General features: G+C 35.3%; 13 protein-coding genes. 9 read left to right on the top strand and 4 right to left on the bottom strand.

From position 1 onward, the window contains the following. Window positions 1–11: 11 nt before the first annotated feature. From HM984_RS05005 to HM984_RS04995, 3 genes are all read left to right on the top strand, one after another. Window positions 12–1,508, top strand: a complete 1,497-nt coding sequence (locus tag HM984_RS05005) for a sulfatase family protein (protein ID WP_179348357.1) — start codon at window positions 12–14, stop codon at window positions 1,506–1,508. A 15-nt stretch (window positions 1,509–1,523) separates the two neighbouring features. Beyond that, complete coding sequence (locus HM984_RS05000) at window positions 1,524–2,672, top strand: alpha/beta hydrolase (protein ID WP_179348356.1); 1,149 nt, start codon at window positions 1,524–1,526, stop codon at window positions 2,670–2,672. A gap of 69 nt (window positions 2,673–2,741) precedes the next feature. Further along, window positions 2,742–4,274, top strand: a complete 1,533-nt coding sequence (locus HM984_RS04995; RefSeq protein ID WP_179348355.1) for a sulfatase family protein — start codon at window positions 2,742–2,744, stop codon at window positions 4,272–4,274. A gap of 128 nt (window positions 4,275–4,402) precedes the next feature. On the opposite strand, the gene HM984_RS04990 is transcribed toward HM984_RS04995, so the two are convergent. Genes HM984_RS04990 through HM984_RS04975 form a run of 4 tightly spaced genes read right to left on the bottom strand, consistent with a single transcriptional unit; the run spans window position 4,403 to window position 12,981 of the window. Then, window positions 4,403–7,216 carry a chitobiase/beta-hexosaminidase C-terminal domain-containing protein gene (locus HM984_RS04990; protein WP_179348354.1) on the bottom strand — a complete coding sequence of 938 codons (2,814 nt, stop codon included), beginning with the start codon at window positions 7,214–7,216 and terminating at the stop codon, window positions 4,403–4,405. A 32-nt stretch (window positions 7,217–7,248) separates the two neighbouring features. Then, on the bottom strand, window positions 7,249–8,841 hold the full coding sequence (locus tag HM984_RS04985) for a glycoside hydrolase family protein (protein ID WP_218845016.1): 1,593 nt from the start codon (window positions 8,839–8,841) through the stop codon (window positions 7,249–7,251). 25 nt (window positions 8,842–8,866) lie between these two features. Continuing rightward, a complete protein-coding gene (locus HM984_RS04980; RefSeq protein WP_179348353.1) occupies window positions 8,867–11,419 on the bottom strand; it encodes a PDZ domain-containing protein in 2,553 nt (850 codons plus the stop codon). A 38-nt stretch (window positions 11,420–11,457) separates the two neighbouring features. Next, on the bottom strand, window positions 11,458–12,981 hold the full coding sequence (locus HM984_RS04975) for a sulfatase family protein (protein WP_179348352.1): 1,524 nt from the start codon (window positions 12,979–12,981) through the stop codon (window positions 11,458–11,460). Window positions 12,982–13,319: 338 nt separating this feature from the next. On the opposite strand from HM984_RS04975, the gene HM984_RS04970 reads away from it, so the two are divergent. The 6 genes from HM984_RS04970 to HM984_RS04945 all read left to right on the top strand — a co-directional run bounded on the left by HM984_RS04970 (window position 13,320) and on the right by HM984_RS04945 (window position 21,461). Next, window positions 13,320–15,704 carry a glycosyl hydrolase family 95 catalytic domain-containing protein gene (locus tag HM984_RS04970; RefSeq protein ID WP_179348351.1) on the top strand — a complete coding sequence of 795 codons (2,385 nt, stop codon included), beginning with the start codon at window positions 13,320–13,322 and terminating at the stop codon, window positions 15,702–15,704. A 7-nt stretch (window positions 15,705–15,711) separates the two neighbouring features. Next, a complete protein-coding gene (locus tag HM984_RS04965; protein WP_218845015.1) occupies window positions 15,712–17,232 on the top strand; it encodes a sulfatase-like hydrolase/transferase in 1,521 nt (506 codons plus the stop codon). A 26-nt stretch (window positions 17,233–17,258) separates the two neighbouring features. Further along, on the top strand, window positions 17,259–18,107 hold the full coding sequence (locus tag HM984_RS04960; protein ID WP_179348350.1) for a histidine phosphatase family protein: 849 nt from the start codon (window positions 17,259–17,261) through the stop codon (window positions 18,105–18,107). 308 nt (window positions 18,108–18,415) lie between these two features. Continuing rightward, entirely contained in the window at window positions 18,416–20,104 is a 1,689-nt protein-coding gene (locus tag HM984_RS04955; protein WP_179348349.1) for a hypothetical protein, read from the top strand. A gap of 247 nt (window positions 20,105–20,351) precedes the next feature. Next, window positions 20,352–20,657, top strand: coding sequence for a hypothetical protein (locus HM984_RS04950; protein WP_179348348.1), 306 nt, complete (start codon window positions 20,352–20,354; stop codon window positions 20,655–20,657). A gap of 36 nt (window positions 20,658–20,693) precedes the next feature. Then, window positions 20,694–21,461, top strand: coding sequence for a 3-keto-disaccharide hydrolase (locus HM984_RS04945; RefSeq protein ID WP_179348347.1), 768 nt, complete (start codon window positions 20,694–20,696; stop codon window positions 21,459–21,461). Window positions 21,462–21,529 lie beyond the last annotated feature (68 nt).

Below are 21,529 nucleotides of genomic sequence, written 5' to 3'. Positions count from 1 at the left end.
TAAAAGAACGAATGAACATATTACGATTCCTTTTCATCTTAGCTTTTATAACCTCTTGTAAGGCTCAAACCACTATCGAAAAACAAGATGTTACGACTAAAAATACAGCGCCAAATATTGTATATATTTTGGCCGATGATATGGGATATGGAGACTTGTCGGCTTTAAATCCAAAATCCGGAATTCAAACTCCACACATGGATAAAATGCTATCAGAAGGAGTTCATTTTACAGATGCACACACCAATTCTTCAGTGTGTACACCTACTAGATATGGTATCATTACAGGACGTTATGCCTGGAGAAGTTCCTTAAAAAAAGGGGTTTTAAACGGTTACAAACCTGCTTTAATAGAAGAAAGCAGGCCAACAGTAGCTTCTTATCTTAAAAATAATGGCTATACCACAGCATGTATTGGAAAATGGCACATAGGCTTAGATATGCAACCAAAAGATGGAGATAAGACTATAAAAGCAAAAGACGGAGTTAGTAATGTAGATTTTAGTAAACCCATAAAAGACCCTAGTTATTTAGGCTTTGACTATTCATATATCATTCCTGCATCATTAGACATCCCTCCATATTTATATATCGAAAATGGAAAAGCTGTAGAATTACCTACAGCATATACAAACGTAAAAAGAAAGGGTCGCGGTCTTAGTTGGAGGCCAGGGGAAAAAGCACCTAATTTTGTATTTGATCAAGTCTTAGACAATTTTACAAAAAAATCGGTTTCTTTTATTGATGAGCAAAAAAACACAGACCAACCTTTCTTCCTTTATTTTGCGTTAACAGCACCTCATACACCTTGGTTACCAATTGGTGATGCTGTTGGTAAATCTGAAGCAGGCGATTATGGTGATTATGTTACTATGGTAGATGATGCTGTAGGCGCCGTGGTTACTGCCTTAGAAAAATCTGGACAACTAGATAACACCTTAATTATTGTGACTTCTGATAACGGCTCTAATTGGACAGAAAGAGATAAGGAAAAATTTGCGCATCGTGCCAATTATATATACCAAGGTCAAAAAGCAGATATTTACGAAGGAGGCCATCGCGTGCCATACATTGCGCAGTGGCCAGGTGTCATTCCTGCAGGATTGGAATCAAATCAACTCATGTGTACAACAGATTTGTTTGCTACCTTATCTGGTGTATTAAATCAACCTAACGTAGAAAAAGGTGCTGAAGATAGTTATAATCTTTGGCCTGCTTATACCTCTAATATAGAGACACCAATTAGAGAAGCCGTGGTGCATCATTCAATGTTTGGTGTGTTCTCCATTAGAAAAGGTAAATGGAAATACACTCCCGAATTAGGTTCCGGTGGTTTTACAAAGCCAAGGTCTATAGAACCCAAACCTAACGAAGCTCCTGGGACGTTATATGATATGATTAATGATCCTGGAGAAAAGAATAATCTCTATAACGAACATCCTGAAGTTGTAGCAGAATTAGAACAACTTTTAGAGACCTATAAAAGTCAAGGGTATAGTAATAAATAGGAATACAGCAGAGTTATGACAAGATTTAGAAAATTTAATTTTAATGTTTCATTAGTAATTCTAGGTATCACATTTCCTTTTTTACAAGGATTTGCGCAATCAGAGGATCAATCCAACGGAGCGTATCGTGATGTTTACATTAACAAAACTTGGGAAAGATTAGATGTAAACAAAGATGGTCAATTTACAGAGGAGGACAACAAACGCCTATGGAAAAATTTAAATAATTTATTGGACAGTAACGGAGATGCCCTAGTTAGCTTTGAAGAATTTTCGGCTAAAAAGCAAATTCCGTATCTAAAGACAGAAGGAAAAAGAAAGTTAAATGTGCTTTATAAAGTTACTGAAGAAGAGGATTTATACTTAGATATTTATTATCCTAAAACGTTAAAGGACGGTAAAAAATTACCCGTAGTGATATACACACATGGAGGTGGCTGGGCAGCAGGTAGCCGACACGGAGCAGCTAATGCTTCTTTTAAAACGGTGCATACAGCACTTTTAGAAAAAGGATTTTGTGTGGTATCCGTGAGTTATAGACTTTGGAAAAAAGACGGAACTACGACCATGCGAGATTGCGTAATAGACAGTAAAGATGCTATGCGTTATTTGTCTAAACACAGTGAAACATTAGGCATTGATGCCAATCGGTTTTTCTCTTTTGGAGACTCTGCTGGTGGTCATATTTCCCAAATGCTATTATTAAGTGCACCAGAAACGCTAATTGGCGATCCTGAATTATCTTCTTATACTTATAACATGGTCGCTGGAGTATCTTGGTACGGTCCTTGCGATTTTGAAGATATCAGTTTATTTAATTATGATGATAGCCCCAATTTTAAAGATCGATTTGGTGCTAGAATAACAAAACCAGATACCAAACCTAAAGATAAATTAGCGCTGTATAAGGAAATGAGTCCGATTAATTATTTAGATAAACACAGCGCTCCGTTATTAATGATCCAAGGAGACAAGGACACAACCATCCCAGTAAAACACGCTTATTATATGGCAGAAAAAGCGAATAAAGTTGGCGCACCTGTAACCACATTAATTGTAAAAAACGCAGGACATAATTGGCGAAAAGTTGGAGCTGACATCAATCCAACACGAGAATCGATAATCAAAACAACAATAGATTATTTTATTTCTTATTTAAAATAAACGGAATATAATACTATAAAGATTCCGTTAAAAAATTTTATATCACAATAATACTAAATTAATATAACCATGAAAAAACAAAAAATTAATAGCCTAAGCTTAATTGTTTTACTATTATGCATCTTTACTTGGTCTTCTAATGCCCAAAAAAATGCAAAGAAACCTAATATTGTTCTAATAGTCTGTGATGATTTAGGCTATGGTGATGTACAAAGTTTAGCACCAGAAACTAGTAAAATTAAAACCCCTCACATAGATCAGTTGAACCAAGAAGGGATGACATTTACGGATGCGCATTCTGGATCATCTGTTTGTACACCTACACGATATGGTATTATGACCGGACGTTATAGTTGGCGTACAACATTACAAAGTGGCGTCGTATCTGGTTTCAAACCCAATTTAATTAAAGAAGACCGACCAACAATTGGAAATTTTCTTAAAGACCAAGGTTATCATACAGCTATCATTGGAAAATGGCATTTAAACTTTCAATATGTAGATCCTATTTCACAAACAATCATTCGCAAAAAAGGGAGAAACTTACCACCTGTAGGTGCAACGATTCCAGATGGACCAATTCATAGAGGATTTGAATATTATCATGGTTTTCACCACGCAGGTAGTATGAAAGCAGTTATAGAAAACGACAAAGTAATTATTCATGACGAAGTAATTAATATGTTACCGCGTTTAACAACCAAATCGGTAGAGTATATTAACCAACAAGCAAAAAACAAAGACGAAAAACCTTTTTTCTTATATGTGCCTTTAGGATCTCCACATACACCAATAGTACCTTCTAAAGAATGGCAAGGTAAAAGTGGACTTGGAGATTATGCCGATTTTGTAATGCAAACAGACGCCACTGTGGGCGCTATAACTGATGCGCTTAAAGCTAACGGATTGTCAGAAAACACATTGGTAATTTTCACTAGTGACAATGGTGCCTCTAAAGCTGCAAATATCAAAGGGCTTGCAAAAAAAGGACATCTTGTAAGTGCAGGTTATCGTGGTTCAAAATCCGATTTATGGGATGGCGGCCATCGCATACCATTTATTGTAAAATGGCCGAATAACATAGAACCTAACACCACAAACAATGATTTAATTTGCTTAACCGATATTTTCGCTACGTTTTCCGAAATAACAGATGTTGCTATGCCAAGCAAAAGTGGAGAAGATAGTGTGAGTTTTTTACCAGCATTACATGGGGAAGCTATCAATAGTACTAGAGCTGGCGTTATTCATCATTCCATAAGTGGCCATTTTGGGTATAGATTAGGAAAATGGAAATTGTTATTATCTAAAGGGTCAGGAGGTTGGAGTTTTCCAAAAGAAGATGATCCTACATTAGATACTATGCCTGTTGCGCAATTATATGATATGGAAAATGATCCTGCCGAAACCACAAACTTATATACAACACATCCTGAAATTGCGGAACAACTTTTAAAGCAATTGGAATTAGACATCAAAACAGGAAGAAGTACCAAAGGGGAGTTTTCTGAAAATGATATGGATGATATTATTTTATGGAAAAAAAGAGCTGTTAATGGAAGTAAGAAAGCAAAAAATAAAAAGAAGACGTCTAAAAATTAAAACAAGAGTTTAATAAAAGCGAAACCCATAGTCGATTAAGCTATGGGTTTTTTATTTTTTATTCAATTATTAGGACTAATTCTAATACTTATTTAGTTGTATTATACATACAACAATGAAGGAATGATTTAAGGAATTCTTACTTCAAATATTTTAGTCCCATAATCTCTCACCGCAGTAATCGTTACTGTTTGGCCCGAATATGTTTTAAGATACTTTTGTAAATGTGCAATATTTGAAATCTTATGCTTGTTTAATTTTTGAATCACCCAATCCTTATCGAGTCCACCATCTAACCACATTTGTCCTTTTTCACCATCCAAAGACTTAATATAACAGCCAAAATTATAGCCACCTGTGGCATCTATTAAATCTGGATCGTCTGCAATATTGATTAACAAAGCGCCATGTACTTCTTTTTCAAGTGCTTTTCTGGTTTTTGTAATTTTCTCCTGATTACTATGTTCTGACTTATATTCACCAGCAATTAAGGTACGTAACCAGCTTGGATATGTAACAGTGCTTACTTTATTAAAGACAGCTTCTGCAGTAAATCCTATTGCAATGCCGTTAGCATTAAAAGTTCTTGCCTTTATTACGGTAGTGTTCTTTATTTTAAATGGTGATGAATATACTGTTGAATTCCTATTGGGTTCTGAACCATCTGTGGTGAAATAGACCTTAGAACCCTTTTCTGCTCTAATATCTGCTTCTAAACTAACTTCAAGCTCATTTTCAAAATCTCCTCCAAAAGGCAAAATACGTGTCATCTGATGACCAAATTCATCCATTGGGAAATTTTTAAAACCTAATTTTAAAGCTGGAGAGTTATCTTGCACTTGATAATTACCGTTTATTGGATCCACAAAATTAGGATTGGCCACAATAGAACTTAGGTCATACCCTCTCCTATTCCATTCCTCCATATTCATATCTTGCGTCATAGTAAAACCTTCAGGATTATTAACATTCCAATACAAGTTTTTATCGTAATTGGTACTCCATTTAACATCGCTTGGTAAAGCAACTTCACGTATAAAGTTATTTGTAGGCGTCGTTTTTCCAGGTAAAGTTCCAGCAATCACAAAAATATTGTTATAAATTTCATCTTCGGAATTTTTTGGCCATACATGCCAACCTAAAGGAACCGCACTTACAGTTATGTTGTTAAAAACCTTGCGTCCCATGCCATCTCTTAGTTTAATGGTAGACCCTAAATTTAAATTATTATAGATTTCGTAATAACTAGAGCCATCATCCAAATCAATCGTCCAATTTCCAGCACTAATAGATTTACGGTAATTGGCAATTCGGTTATTTCGAATAACCACATTGTCAATAGCATCTAGTCGTGTCAATTCCTTAATAAAATGCTCATCGGTTCCTCTACCTCCTTTCCATTGTCGCTCACGTCCCCATGAATTAAAAGGGCCATGCTCGCCTGTCTCTCTTACGGTTTCCCAGATATCATTAAATTCGATTAGGTGTCCGCCCCAAGTACCATCATTAATACATATGCCTGCACGCGGACAGTTATAAATGGTATTATGTGAGGCTGTTATTTTATGACTCATAGAAATATAAACACCTGCCACTTGTTTACCAACATCTCCAAAATCGTGCATAATGCTATTTTCAACCACGCAATTCTTTGGATAATCTGGGGTTTTAGGACCAGCTTCTAAGTCCATATTTTCACGCATTTCATTCCAATTCTTGCCATCCATTAATCTGTCATCCCAAGTTTGATAAAACCGAACAGCTTCCGGCGAACCAACAAAACAAACCGCACTTTCTCCGGTGTGTACAAATCGGCAACCGGTTACTTTATTATTACGATTGTAGGCACTCATAAATACACCATTTCCACCTACATATTCAAAATTACAATCTGTAATCAACAAGTTTTCTGTACCTTCCATAAAAATGGCACCACCTCTATGAATAGCCCAATCACCACGAGCAACCGGCTCATAAGACTCCATAAACGTGTAGTTGGTTTGTGTAAAATTGAATCCTTTAAACTGAATATGTTTTACAGGAGCTTCTTTAGTGCCCTTCAACTGAATCATATCTTTTATAACTGGAACTTCAATTTTAACGTCACTTAATTTTACGCCTTGCATCGGATAATAGTAAAGCGTATTGGTTTCTCTGTTTAAAAACCATTCCCCAGGAACATCTAGTTCTTCAAAAATATTTTCAACAAAATAGTAAGACGCATGACTTTTTTTTCCTCCAATACCATGTGTTCTTTGAAGTTGCCAACCACCTTCGTTTAGAAAAATCTTATTTTGTTCTCTATTAATTGATTTAAGTCTGTACTGCATATTTCCCCAGTTATGACTTTGGAAACCATGCACAATTCCTGTTTCTGGATGCTCCCATGTTTTATCTGAAAAAGTTTCAGGATCATAGGAAAACCATTTATCATAACGCTTATCTGTACCACCTGTGACTTGAAGGTATCCTTTCCCGTCACGAAGAGGATTCTCATAATCATAATTAGGGAATCTTGCTCTCACTTGGCGTTCTCCATTAACAAATAATTGATCCATAGACAAGCCTTCAGGAACTTGCGCTTGATAAATACCATTTTTATAGGCTTTCCATTCTAGATGCGCTAAGCGCTGAGAGCCTTTGATAATTACTTTTGCTCCAGGTATAGCTGAAAATACAACGGGATATTTTTCCGTTCCAGAATAATCACTACCTATCTCAATGGTTTTATTAAGATAATATACTCCAGAAGTAAACCAGACCGTAACGGCTTCGTTACCTGCATATTTTTTTACCTCTTGTAAGGCTTTTTCAAAACTTAAATAGGGACTGTTTTTTGTACCAGAATTAGCATCGTCTCCTTTAGATGATACATAAATATCTTTTGCAAAAGCGCTTCCAGTTATTAACAATACGGAAAGAACTATTAATATATTTTTCATCATTTTATGAAACTTAAATTCGGTTTTAATTTTTATTTCTTAAACGACACAACTACCTTATCTAAAATTGGTTTAGATTCATTTTCCGTTGTATCCGTCATTTTAACCTCAAATTGAAACCCATATCCTTTAGGTAAGTCAGAAAAATTCAGCTGTGCTGGTGTTTTTTCAACCTGCTTAGAAAACCCTTTTATATAATCATACTCTTCCTTTACAACTTGCCAGTTACTCCACTCATTAATTTGTCCGTCATTGGTAGTATCCACTCCCATGCGCACTTCTACGGTTTCTACCCAAGGACCAGTACTTACATAATCGTTTCTAGTTTGCGTAAGCAAGTAATATTTACCTTCTGCAAACATGATATCTGGATCTGGATGTCCTTGACCTATATTTCCACAAAATTCAAATTGTTTATTAATATCATCAGACGTAAACCAAGCAACACTCATATGCTTTCCTCCAGTCTTACCTGCGGGATCATAATCTGCGAATAAATAATATTGACCACCAATAGAAATAGAAGCCCAATCTCCAAAAGAATTTTGTTCTGGCTCATGGATTTCGTATTTACCAAAAGCAACGACGTCTCCTTTTTTGATTTTTTGTCTCGGTATATCAATTGGTGACGGTTTTCCAGGATAATTATCAGGGTCTTCCTTAAACCAATGTGGATGTGCATATTCCGCAAATTTACCAGTTGGTTTGGTGCGTTCATCTACAGGAGGATTTAAAATTTTAAAATCATTAAAACCATCTTTACTTACAGCATGCGTTGCTAAGGGCGAATCCCAAGCATGCGTAGAAGCATCAATAGGCGACCAATCTTCAGCTATAATATGAAAATTACCATCTAAATCTCTAATGACTGCACAATCAGAACCATCTGAGGGATCTTTAAAAGCCATGCCCATCTTTTTCCCAACAAGACCATCAGTTAAGTTGTCATCAATAAGTAAATGCGGATCTTGATCGTTTGGAAAATCGTAATAAAAATAAAATTTTCCATCAATATATTCTGCAGAAGTTACCCAACGTGAAGACATGTCTGATATAGGTCCATAATGCACCCAGTTTTTCATATCGATACTATGCCAAGCATGATATCCCTTTAGCGATTTTTTTAATCCTGATGGAGCATCAAATTGGTTTTTAAGATGTGTGGTTTTTAATACCACATCATAACCTTTTAAGATGGTATCCTTACTTTTAAAATCATTCGGTCGTTTATTCTTCTTTCTAGTATCGTATTTACCAAACATCCAGTAATTTCCATCTCCTAACTGCAATGCGACAGGAGCATCACCTAAATTTGCTGGTGCTGCAGTAGGGATTTGTTCCCAATTTAACCATTCTGGTGATTGAGAAAACGTAATGGATTTTGCAGCTCTTTTTTTTGTAAACTTTTTCATGGCGCTTTGAAAAACAGCTTCCTTTTCAGTAGGAATTACTTTTCCATTGGTGATTTCCAAATTTGATTTTGTAGCTATATTCGCTTGCCAGTCTTCTTGAGATTCAATAGTCCAAGTATTTTGTGCGTGTAGCATTCCGCTTGCTGTAAATAATAAAAATGTAAGTGACAGAAATAAGCCTTTATTTACTTGTGTTCTATGGTTTGTTTTCATGATTTTTTTAGATGAATTATATGATTTATTTTTCAAAAGAAAATGTTTTTGATTCTTGATGTCTCCACACTTTTACGGTATGCTCATGGTTCGCTAATTGCTTCATTTTTTTAATAAAATCTTGTTCATTTGCTATTTTTTCCGAATTTAATTCAAATATGACATCATCCACTTTAAATCCCATTTTAGCCAATTTACTATCCTTAGGAACAGAAACCAATAAAACGCCATAGGTGTCAAACATTCCCGTTGCTGTAAGTTCGGCTTCTGTTTCTAGCGTTTTAAACTTAGCTCCAAATAATCCTTTCATCTTTTGCTCCACATACACATTGGATGCTACCTCTTTTGGTGCATGTATTTGTGGTTTCATTGCTAAACGCTTCAATTTATCTGAAGTAACACCAAAACCCGTCATCGGAAAGTTTTTAAATCCAAGTTGTAATGCTGATGATTTGTTTGAAACTGTAAAATCGCCATGTTGAGGCGCTTCAAAAAGAACATTTCCATAGAGACTTTCTGCATCATCTAGTGTTTGTTGCTGTACTCCATAAGCAGGTACAACGTCTTTAGCATCTGGATTGTGAATGAAATTCTTATTGCGTATACCTCCCCAAAGCGTTGGGTTACTAGATTTATACACTGTTCCTCCCCATAAAATGTTACTTTCAAAAATATCGTGCGTTGGTTTAGGGTATGGTACATTACAAGTGTATCCTCTGCCTAAGATTACATTATTAGTAACATTACGATGATAGCCTTCACGTGTTTTAATACCACCTGAAAGACTGATATTATTATAGATTTCATAATTGGTTGAGCCATCATCTAAATCGATATCCCAACCATGATCGCATTGCATTCTGTTATTTCTAATTGTAGTTGTTTGATACGCATCCCATAAAGGTATATTTGGATACTTTTCTATATAATTACTAATCATAGGCTTTCCATTTTCATCCATTAAATCTGGTCCCGATGGGCCAGCTCTAAACCAAAAACGATCTCTTCCCCAAGAATTAAAAGCGCCATGATCGTGCGTTTCTAGTACAGTTTCAAAACAATCATTCCATTCTATAATATGACCTCCCCAAGTTCCATCACAAATGTTAATGGCGGCTCTTGGTGTATGACTAATAGTATTGTGAGCAATTGTAATTCTTGATGACATAGAAATATTAATTCCTGAGGCTTGTTTTTCAAAACGACCACAACGCATCATCAGATTATTTTCAACTATACAATCTGCTGGATATTCTTCAGATTTTGGACCAATTGTAGTGTCTATTTCATCTATTGGTGGTGGAAGATGTTGAAAACTAAATGAAGGATCACGAACCGCAGCAAAGGAACCAACCAAGTTCACATCCGTAGAACCATTATTCTGAAAAAAGTTGCTTTTAATTTCTATATGACGATTATAACTATCAATAAATACAGCGTTTCCTCCTAATTCTTCGAAAGAACAATTTTCAACAATAATATTCTCCGTACCACGTATATGAATAGCACCTCCACGATATACACACCAATCGCTTCTGAGTAAAGGCTCAATGGTTTCTTTTAAGGTTCTTTTTGTTCCCGTAAAGTGAATACCAGAAATCTGAATATGTTTTACCGGCTTAGTCGTTTCGTAGTTTTTAACAACGGTTTCTTTTTGTGCATTACCACTTTTGTGAATAACCATTTCCGCAACAGGTAGTTTATGCTCTCCGTAAATTTCAATAAGGTGTTTAATTTGAAGAACGGCTTCAATCTTTGTGTCGTTAAGATTTACATGGGCTTCTGGCATATAATATAACCAACCGTCCTTGGTATTGTGATACCATTCTCCCGGAACATCTAATTCTTCAAAAACGTTTTCAATCATGCGGTAGCCTTTGTGAGGTGGAGCAGATCGGTTGTTTTGCCAACCTCCTTCGTAAACCAATTCTCCTTTATCGTTTTTGCCCGTCACAAAATAATGCTGACTTCCCCAAAGCCCTCTGTGCATTCCATTTAAGATGGCGCCTTCAGGATTTTCCCATTCTGCCGCTTTTTTAGCATCCCAAGCGTCTGGCGTCGCTCCTGAAAAAGGAACTGTTCCTGCTTTTTTTCCACGTACAGAATCATCACCATCTGTAGGTATAAATCCAGCGTTAAAATTAGGATACCTAGCCATATGTTGTCTGGTATGATCTACAAAAAGTTGATCGATAGCATTTAAATCACCAACGTTAGTTCTATAGATGCCATCCTTAAATAATTCCCATTTAGAGGAAATTAATTGCGCTCCAGTAATTACGACCTCTTCATTTTTAGCTGCAGCATACATAACAGGAAATTGTTCAGTACCACTATCTTCTGTTGTAATCCTTAGAGGCGTGTTTAATCTATAAGTGCCTTGATGCATGATGATTTGACAAGGTTCTTTTCCTAAACGTCCACTAGCTCTTAATTTTTTCTGAGCAGCTTCAATAGTTAACAAAGGCTTAGATGCCGTTCCTTCATTAGAATCTGAACCAGTTGTAGCAACATGGATATCTAGTGCATACATTGGCATAATAGATAAGATTAATAATAAGGTAATTACGTTTTTCATTCTTTTAGATATTTTTTTATTCCTATTTAATCTGTAATTTATTTTGCTTTATCTTCTGCATATATGTTGACGTCTCTATCATTTTTTTGAATTTCCCCAGGTGTACTTCTTCCTTTGTCAACATAAGATTGAAGTAGTTGGGTTAACTCTTCTACTTTTTCTGGGTATTTATCCTGCAGATTCGTTGTTTCAGCAATATCGTCTGATAGGTTGAATAACTGCACACTAGGTGATCCTTCTGGAGTTTGCCCTGCTCTTGGCGTACTCCAACCACCAGACCCTGGACAAAGTGCTAGTTTCCAATCTCCTTTTCTGATAGAAAAAGAACCATTAATACTATGGCTAATAATGTCTTCTCTATTTGTTTTCTTTGGATCTTTTAACGTTGGTAAAAAAGAAATGGCATCGACACCAGATGTATCATCTAATTTTATACCTGTAATATCAGAACAAGTAGCAATAAAGTCAGTCATACATGTTAATCTATCTGTTTGTGTTCCTGCTGTTATAACTTCTGGCCAACGAACAATAAAAGGTACGCGATGTCCACCTTCGTAAATATCGGCTTTATTTCCTCTTAGATTTCCACTAGGTGAGTGTCCTTTCTTTTTTAAAGCAGGAATTTTTGCAGCAGGCGAACACCCATTGTCCGTAGAAAATATAACAATGGTGTTTTCGGATAAATTATGTTTATCCAAAGCTTTTAAAACTTCTCCTACAACCCAATCTGTTTCCATTAAAAAGTCTCCATAAGGTCCTAATTCAGACTTTCCTCTCCATTTTTCACTAGGAACAATAGGCGTATGTGGTGAGGTTAATGGCAAGTATAAAAAGAAAGGTTCTTTTTCTTCAGCTCTCTCATTTATATAATCCACTGATTTTTCTGCAAAAACTTGTAAACATTCACCTGATTTAAAACTTGGAGCAGAAGGCCCTTTTCTAGAACGTATCTTTGGGTCATTCATAACAGAAGGAAGTTCTGTCACTTTTTCATTTTCAATATATACATACGGAGGCATATCTAAAGAAGCTGCTATGCCATAAAAGTAATCAAAACCATTACTTGTTGGCGTTATAGCAGGTTTAGTATAATCGATATTCCATCCGCCACCTATTTGCCATTTTTCCTTCTTATAATTAGGTAACAGTTCCCAACCGATACCTAAATGCCATTTACCAATCATTGCTGTATGATAGTCTGCTTGCTTTAACAAGCTTGCTACAGTTGTTTCACCTTTTTTAAGCAGCGGTTTCGCAGTCGGTTTATGGATGACCCCTTTAGATAAACTTGTTCTCCAATTATAACGACCCGTTAAAAGCGAATAGCGAGACGGTGTGCAAACGGAAGATGACGTATGTGCGTCCGTAAAACGAATACCTTCTTCCGCCAAACGATCTAGATGTGGTGTCGCCGCTTTTCCCGTGGTATGAGAGACATCACCTATTCCCATATCATCGGCAAAAATAAATATGATATTTGGACGACTGGTATCTGCTTGTTTTTGTGCTCTTATATTTGGGCTAAAACATAAAACAAAAATTGCAATTATAGATTTATACATTTTGATCTGGATTGGACATTGGTATGAATATTGTAAAACTATGGATTAGTGCTACAATGTGTTTTCTGTTATCGACCATTTTATTACTCTAATTGAACTTGAATAAATTATTGAGATCTATTATCTATTTTCTTACGGACAATTCGTTCTTTTTCCTATACAGACAAATGGCCAGAAGAGTGCCTTATTTCATATGTATAATTAGATATATGCACTATATATTTATCGAATGCTGAAATAAAGAAAGTAATTGCAAGATTAGAGAACGACTTTCTTTAGTTTATAAAATATATTTGTTATTCATTTTAGATCACTCACAATCCAATACTAAATAATCAATGTTTCGATTAAAATTAGAAATACGTATTCTTTATCTTTTTATTCTTGTTTCGAGCACCTTATTTTCTCAGAATAATCAGGTCGATTTTAAAGTGGATTACGAATCCTTTCTATCCAAACACGATATGCTTTGGGACATGGTTCCAGACAAATGGCAAACCGCACCTTATTCAGGAAATGGAAATGTTGGCTTTTTATTGTATCAAAGCCCAGAAGAAAAAGATAATGTGATCTCGCTTCATATAGGAAGACATGATTATTACGACCATAGAGAAGCAGAAACTAAAGCAGAAGAAATGCTTTGGATAAAACGAAGCAGATTACCACTAGGTCATTTTAAGTTGAAATCTAAAGGAAAGATTACAGGTGTTGACATGCGTTTAGATTTATGGAATGCCGAATTAATAGGCACTATAAAAACGACCAAAGGAAGTTATAAAATAAAAGGTCTTACCCATAGCGCCAATGATATCATCTATTTTGAAACCGATACAAAAGATGAAACTATAGAAATTACTTGGCATGCCGAAGATCCTATTCCACCAGTTTATGAAGTGTTGCAAAAAGGAGGCGGTCCAAAAGGTGGCACTTGGGATAAAATGAGAGCTGTAACTTTAGAAATGGCACCTAAACCTACATTTAGTGAGAAAAATGGATACAATTTCTGTTACCAAGCTTTGTATGATAATAGAGGTGAAACCACAACAGGTTGGAAAATAACAGGCGATGCTTCCGGAAATCAACAATTAATTACCAGTGTACATCATAGTTTCCCTGAGCACAATTCAATAGAAATTGTGACTAACAATTTAGAAGCAGCTGAAGTTCTTATTAAAGACAACAACTTTATATCTACCCATCAAAAATGGTGGCACGAGTATTACCCTTTAAGTTTTGTAACCATCAATGATGCTGAAAAAGAATCATTCTATTGGATACAAATGTATAAACTAGGTTCTGCGTCTAGAGGCAACGGACCGATTTTAGATTTAATGGGACCTTGGTACAATAGAACCTTTTGGCCAATGGTTTGGGGAGATTTAAATGTGCAACTCATCTATTGGACGCATTTAACCGCAAATAGAATGTCTATTGGAGAATCCTTACCCAACAACATTGATAAATATGCGAAAAACCTTGAAGACAATGTGCCTAAGCATTGGAAAAATAGTGCTGCCGTTGCTGCTTTAATGCCACAAGACCTTATTGCTTACAACGGTTCAAAAGTGCCAGATATGTTAGCGTGGATTTTAAATGATTATTGGTTGCATCTTCAATTTTCAGGTGATGATAGTCGTATGCGAGACAAACTATTTCCTATCTTAAAAAAGACGGTGAATAGTTACCTGAATTATATTAAAGAAAATCCAGTAGATGCCGAAGACGGTAAAATTCATATTAAATACAGTTGGTCGCCAGAATACAAACCTGGTCGTGGTCAAGATATTAATTTTACATTAGCTCTAATTCGCTGGAGTTTCCAAACACTTATTGATATTGACAATCAGCATCACATAAACGATCCGCTTAAAAAAGAATGGCAACATGTATTAGATAATTTAGTGGATTTTCAAATTGATAAAAATGGTCTTATGGTCGGAAAAGACAGACCTTTTGCTAATCCACATAGACATTATTCACATCTACTCGCTTTTTATCCTTTAATGGTAATCACACCAGAAAAAGAAGAAGACAAAAAATTATTACGCACGTCTTTAGACCATTGGTTAGATGTTACATTTAATAGTGGCAAAAAAATCAAGGCGATGCCAGTAACGGGTTATACAGCAACAGGAGCATCTTCCATGTATGCCAATTTAGGCGATGCCGAAAAAGCCTATTATTATCTAGATTTTCTAATCAAGCATAAAAACATTTCATCAACGACTATGTATTCCGAAGGAAAAATCAATCCTGTGATTGAAAGTCCCCTATCTTTTGCCACAAGCTTACACGATATGATGTTGCAAAGTTGGGGTGGAAAAATACGTGTATTTCCTGCAAGTCCGAAAAAATGGAAAGACGTTGCGTTTCACGATTTTAGAACACAAGGTGCTTTTTTAGTGAGTGCTAAAAAGATAGACGGTAACACCGAATTTGTATCTGTAAAAAGTTTAAAAGGCAATGCATGTATTGTTCAAGTTGATTTTGAAAATCCACAATTTTATATCGATGGAAAATCTATTTCTGTAAATAAATCAGCAGATGGTTCTTATAGCATCAATTTAAAGAAAGATGAATCGGTTATTATTACGTCAAAGTCTTTAAAGACAACAGATTTAAGCATAAAAGAATTACCAAAATCGGAAGCAGAGCAAAATTTATTCGGTTATGGAGAGAAAACAAAACGACTACCAGGTCATGACTATTACAGTTCTTATTAAAAAACACATGAAAACACTATTATACTGCCTATTTATACTTGCTTCTTTTGCATCATGCACTGCACAAAAGCAACAAAAGAAACCGAATATCATTTTCGTGTTTTCGGATGACCAAAGGTTCAATTCGTTGAGTATGACAGGTGATCCTATAGCAGAAACACCAAACATCGATCAGTTGGCAAAAGAAGGTGTCTTTTTTAACAACGCATATATTACCAGTCCTATTTGTGGACCAAGTAGAGCGAACATCTTTACAGCACAATGGGAACGCAGAAATAAAATTGGCTTCACCAATGTTTCTAAGCATGTAATTTCCGAAGAAACCTTCCAAAACAGCTGGCAAGCACAATTAAGAAAAGCGGGATATTCTACGGCTTTTATAGGAAAACACCACACCAAAATTGGAGATAAAAAGGATACACCTTTAGTCGAAAACACCGATTTCAGTTATTATGGCAATGGGCATTTAGGCTTTTATCCTGCCAAAAAACACCCACAGTTTGACAATCTAAAAAACAAAACTCAGGTTGAAGGTTTATTAGAAGCGACAAAAGCCTATTTATCACAAGGAGATGATTACGATTACTTCTATGAGAATGCGGATCCTTCCATTAAAAATCAACTTAAAAAAAGAGATCCTAACAAGCCTTTTTCGGCATGGATTAATTTAAATCTTCCACATGCCTCTAGTATTGGAGGTATGGGTTCAAAGCCAGAAGATCCAGACTATTACAAAACAAAATATGACGATGTAAAACACAAAATAGAACTACCAGACAACTACCCACAAGCTATTAGTCTGCCTGAAGAGGTATATGCGACATCAGATTTAATGAAATATTATGTCACCTCTAATAAAGGAAAATTATTAAGTGAAAAGTTAAGAATGGATCGTGCTAATTATGCCATTGATTTAATGGTTGGGAATTTACGTGCCTATTTAAAAGAAATAGGCGAAGCAGACAATACCATTATCGTCTTTTGTTCTGACAACGGTTTGTTTTTAGGCGAACACGGCTTAGGAGGTAAAACTATTTTATACGATGAATCTGTACATGTACCAATGATTGTGTATTCGCCATTTTTCAACGATAAAACCAAAGGTAAAGTTGTTGAGGAATTGGTGGTTGGACAAGATATTCCTGCAACTATTTTAGAAATGTGCGGAGTAAAAGTACCTGAATCTTATCAAGGAAAAAGTATGCTACCATTAATTGATGGTAAAAATGAAAACTGGAGAGAAGACATCTTTTTAGAAAACTTATTTACAGATCAAGGCTACCCAAGACAAGAAGGGGTACGTAGTAAACAGTTTAAATACATTCGTTCGTTTAGTAAGGAAAACGACCGAAATAAATACATTCCGGAACACACCATTGAAACAAATGAACAACCCATTTACGAAGAATTATTCGATATTATAAACGACCCAAAAGAACAGAACAACTTAGTTGGGAATAAAGATTACCTCGATGTTTTAAATGCATACAGAGAACGCTGTAAAACTTTGGTATCGGAACTCAACTAATTTAATATTCAATAAAAATACACCCCATGAAAAAGCTATTACTATCATTTCCTATCGTCATGGGAATCTTGTTTTTTGGAATTCTACGTTCAGATAGCAATGTGAGTTCCATGGACCATAGTTCTAGCAATACTGAAGTTTTTCAAAAGAAAGATTCTACCAAATCAAAGCTTAGAATTTACTATATAAGACATGCTGAAGGTGGACACAATGTTAAAAAAGAATGGGGAATATATCCTGAGAGCGAATGGCCCGCTTATGTTGGTAACCATAGTGCTTTTACACCTAAAGGAATTATGCAACAATCTAGAGTCTCTAAAAAATTAAATCGGTTTAATTTCGATTTTGTAGCCGTAAGTCCTGCTTGGCGTTGTAAAAATACCGTATTACCCTATTTAGAAGATTCAAAAATAAAGGCAGAGATTTGGCCAGAACTTGCAGAAATCTATGCCACCAACCTCATTGTTTCGCCAGATTTACCACAACATACTTCAACTGAAAAAATACTTGGAGCAGGAGATGAAATAACACTACTTCCAGAAGAAGAACCTTACTTCACGTTACGCAATGATGGCACACATGAATTTAAGAAACTACGTTTTCCTAGAGACCATTCTGAAAGTGCAAAAGAAAATGCAATGGCAAAGGTAATTATAGATCGCGTTTTAGAATTAATTGAGGATCGCAGTGCATCACATAATACCATACTTCTTTCAGGTCATGGAAGCAGTGGAAAAGCCGTTCTAAGAATGCTTACCAATGATCCATTAAATGGTTTTCCTCAAATAACAAATACAGGAGTTTGGATGGTAGAACAACAAGAGGATGGCACCTTTAGATTAAAGATGTTCAATGATGTTCCTTTTTCTGAATAATAGGGTTTGAAGTTGAATTTAAAATTAAGGATTCTTCAGAAAATGAATCAAAACCTATTATTGATAAAATAGTTGTTAAGTTAGCAGACTAAGTTTAAGTATTTGGGTTGTGTTAAAAACCCGAGAAGTCCAAATTCAAACCTTTTAAATATTGTATCAACTAAAGACCATAAACTATGATTTAACGTGCTAATTAACGACTAAATCTTACTTATGCATAAAAAGAGCAAGCATTTGATAGAATAAAGAATCGTTTTTTCGCATAAGTATGAGATATTTGATGACATATTAATACTAATTCAATCTTTATGAAAACTATCAAGTATATTTCAGCTATTCTATTATTGTTTAGCATATCCTGTTCATCTGATCCAGACTATGACCCAGTAGTGATACCAGAACAAGGTTCATTTGGTATGAACGAATATGGTACAGTAGATTTCAAAACCGTAGAAGGTATAGAAATAGGAGTAGATACTTCAGTAGAATTAGAAGCATTACACGGAGAACCAGAAGAGATAACTTCAGCAGCCGATGGTATCGTAAGATGGCAATATTTATCCGAAGGCATAGGGTTTGGCGTAAACACAACAACAGACATTATAGATAAAATATATTTATATTCTGACGCATACGAAAATTATACAACGAGTTATCCACGTGCCCTTGAGGAAAATTTACAATTTGCATTTGGAGTATTAAAAGCGAAACACCCTACCCTTAGAATTGATGATGCAGAGGGAAATGACTGGCCTTACACAGCGGAGACGCTTATAGAAGCAACTAATGGTGAAGAAAACGGTGTGTATTCTTTTAATTTTGAAAACATCGGAAGGTTTATCTTTATTTCTGACAGTATAGATAACATGGAAGGATTTGTAGTACAAATCATCTTAGAATCTGATGGTGATTATGGTGATGGTGGTGGTAATGATGACGGTGGCGGTAATGATGATGGTAACCCAGCACTATTATTTGATGACGCGGGAGATAATAGTCAAACATTTAATGTAGGAAATGAAGATGAAGATGATCTTAACCAGGATATTATTACCGTGGGAGGTACAGGCGTACTTGTAGAAAACAATAACTTTATAGGTGTTGGTACTGAAGATGCTAGTGATGATGGTGCCACTGCAGTTTTTACTTTTGACTTAACTACAAATTCAGCTACTGCAATTAATGCAACATTAAACTTAGAGTTAGCAAAAAGAGCAAAAGGTAGCGTTAGCGGAACAGTTTCTGTGACAGGTTATCCAGAGACACCTTTTTCTTATGCGGCTACTTCTACCGAGAATGGTGGTAGTGCTCCAGCTATCGATTTTGAATTCCCATCAACGATTTCATTGGTTTCAGGTACACCGCTTACGGTTACTATTACTCTAGATGAGATGTTAACTGAAGGTAATACAACAAACCCAATTTTTAGGTTAGCAAAAGTAACTCTAGAGAAAGATGTTAGTGCACCTACACAAAATACTTGGCTCGATGTAGACAATTCAATTACAAATTTAACATTGGCAACGACTTGTACGGACTGTTCTGTAACAACAGTAGCAAATCCTGATGCTGCAGATGTAGAAGCTACGACTGTAACAAAATGGACTATAGGTTCTACTTCTGGTAGTGGAAATAAAAGCCTTAGTTTTGATTTCAATGAAGGAGAGGGTGTTACACTTGCTGATTATAGTAATTTAATAGTAACCGTACGTATGTACTGGCCTAGTTACAATGACATTAGTAATTTTGATGCTAATGAGCGTATTAGATTCTATTTAAGTGATGGTACTGCTGTACAATATGTACAACATAATTTTGTTGAATCGGACGAGGCTGGATGGCATACGATGGTATTTGATTTTTCAGGAACACCAACAGGTGCTGACCTAACATCTGATATAATTAACGGAGAAATTAGATTAATAGGTAATAACTTTACAAATTTAGATAATGGTCTTGAATTTTATATCGATACGATTACTTATGATATAATTTAAGAATCATTAGAACAATTAGATGACATGACAATAAAAAGTCCTTGGTTAAATTTTTAACTAAGGACTTTTTTATTGGTTTTGCCTGATCCTTAAAAGAGGTGACATTTGCTCCCAGAATATTAAAGACTTCAACAGTAGACCTAAATCTCGCCTTTTAATATGATAGAGCAAGGAAAAGATAGATTAGAGAAATATTAAAAACAGACTTATCGCTAATTTTGGTATTGTACTGGCGAACATATTAAACATGATATTCAAAAACTATTTAACTCTTCTACTTATTTGTGCCATTTCTATTGTTGCGAATGCACAAAAGAAAACTAGTGATAAAAACCCAAACAAGAAGAGACCAAATATTCTGTTTTGTATTTCAGACGACCAATCTTACAAACACATTTCTTTAGAAAATGTAAAAGACGAATTGTTCACGTATTTGAAAGAGACAAACGATCCTAGAATGGAAGGCTTATCACCTTGGGACAATTATCCGTTTTATTCTGAAGGATTCGATGAAAGATACTTAAAACCTGTTGGTAAAAGGGATGGTGAATAGAAATCTATCCTATTAGTGTAAATTTAAAAACCTAGCATGAAAAAACCTATTAATTATCTTTTGCTTTTAATACTCATCAGTTCATGTGGGTTACAAAAAGACGTTGACAAAACAGGCCAAACGTCGCAACACCTTAAGACGTTACCATACACGCATATGGCATTGGAAGATCTTTCAGATTTTAAACCAACTTCAAAAAACTGGCAAATTGTAAGTGACGCAGTCGTAAATACGTCCAAAAAAAGAAGCATTTCAGGGGTTGATGGCATTGGTGTATTATTAAACAATTCAGATAGAACTTCAAGAAAAAATATTTTCACAAATTTTGAGCATGGAGATATTGAGCTAGAGTTAGATGTTATGATGCCCATAGGATCTAATTCGGGCATTTACCTACAGGGAAGATATGAAATCCAACTTTTTGACAGCTGGAACGTCAAAGAACCTACATATTCAGATATGGGAGCTATTTACCAACGCTGGGACAAAACAGCAGAAAAAGGAAAACAAGGTTACGAAGGGCATCCTCCTACTATAAACGCTGCTAAAGCTGCTGGTTTATGGCAACACATAAAAATAAAATTTAACGCACCTACTTTTGATGAAAAAGGAAATAAAACTAAAAACGCAAAATTTGATGAAGTTTGGTTAAACGGCGTACTAATACATAAAAACATTGAAGTTACTGGCCCAACTAGAGCAGCTGCTTTTAAGACAGAAACTTCTATGGCTCCTATTATGATACAAGGAGATCATGGTCCTGTTGCGTTTAAAAACATCAAATACAAATTACACAAAAAATAGAAGATTTAGGAATTCGGTTTTTGTTGTTTTTTACCTTAAAAAAGACAGCTAACTAAAGTAAAGCATCG

Origin of the sequence: Winogradskyella pacifica (genome assembly GCF_013403915.1) — a bacterium.
GTDB lineage: Bacteria > Bacteroidota > Bacteroidia > Flavobacteriales > Flavobacteriaceae > Winogradskyella > Winogradskyella pacifica.
This window is presented reverse-complemented; position numbering and strand designations above follow the sequence as displayed.

Bases quoted from the DNA above. Each gene is read 5' to 3' on its own strand.
- HM984_RS04955 (WP_179348349.1), top strand. From the start codon at position 18,416: ATGAAAACTATCAAGTATATTTCAGCTATTCTATTATTGTTTAGCATA.
- HM984_RS04965 (WP_218845015.1), top strand. From the start codon at position 15,712: ATGAAAACACTATTATACTGCCTATTTATACTTGCTTCTTTTGCATCA.
- HM984_RS05000 (WP_179348356.1), top strand. From the start codon at position 1,524: ATGACAAGATTTAGAAAATTTAATTTTAATGTTTCATTAGTAATTCTA.
- HM984_RS04990 (WP_179348354.1), bottom strand. From the start codon at position 7,216: ATGAAAAATATATTAATAGTTCTTTCCGTATTGTTAATAACTGGAAGC.
- HM984_RS05005 (WP_179348357.1), top strand. From the start codon at position 12: ATGAACATATTACGATTCCTTTTCATCTTAGCTTTTATAACCTCTTGT.
- HM984_RS04975 (WP_179348352.1), bottom strand. From the start codon at position 12,981: ATGTATAAATCTATAATTGCAATTTTTGTTTTATGTTTTAGCCCAAAT.
- HM984_RS04950 (WP_179348348.1), top strand. From the start codon at position 20,352: ATGATATTCAAAAACTATTTAACTCTTCTACTTATTTGTGCCATTTCT.
- HM984_RS04995 (WP_179348355.1), top strand. From the start codon at position 2,742: ATGAAAAAACAAAAAATTAATAGCCTAAGCTTAATTGTTTTACTATTA.
- HM984_RS04980 (WP_179348353.1), bottom strand. From the start codon at position 11,419: ATGAAAAACGTAATTACCTTATTATTAATCTTATCTATTATGCCAATG.
- HM984_RS04960 (WP_179348350.1), top strand. From the start codon at position 17,259: ATGAAAAAGCTATTACTATCATTTCCTATCGTCATGGGAATCTTGTTT.
- HM984_RS04945 (WP_179348347.1), top strand. From the start codon at position 20,694: ATGAAAAAACCTATTAATTATCTTTTGCTTTTAATACTCATCAGTTCA.
- HM984_RS04970 (WP_179348351.1), top strand. From the start codon at position 13,320: ATGTTTCGATTAAAATTAGAAATACGTATTCTTTATCTTTTTATTCTT.
- HM984_RS04985 (WP_218845016.1), bottom strand. From the start codon at position 8,841: ATGAAAACAAACCATAGAACACAAGTAAATAAAGGCTTATTTCTGTCA.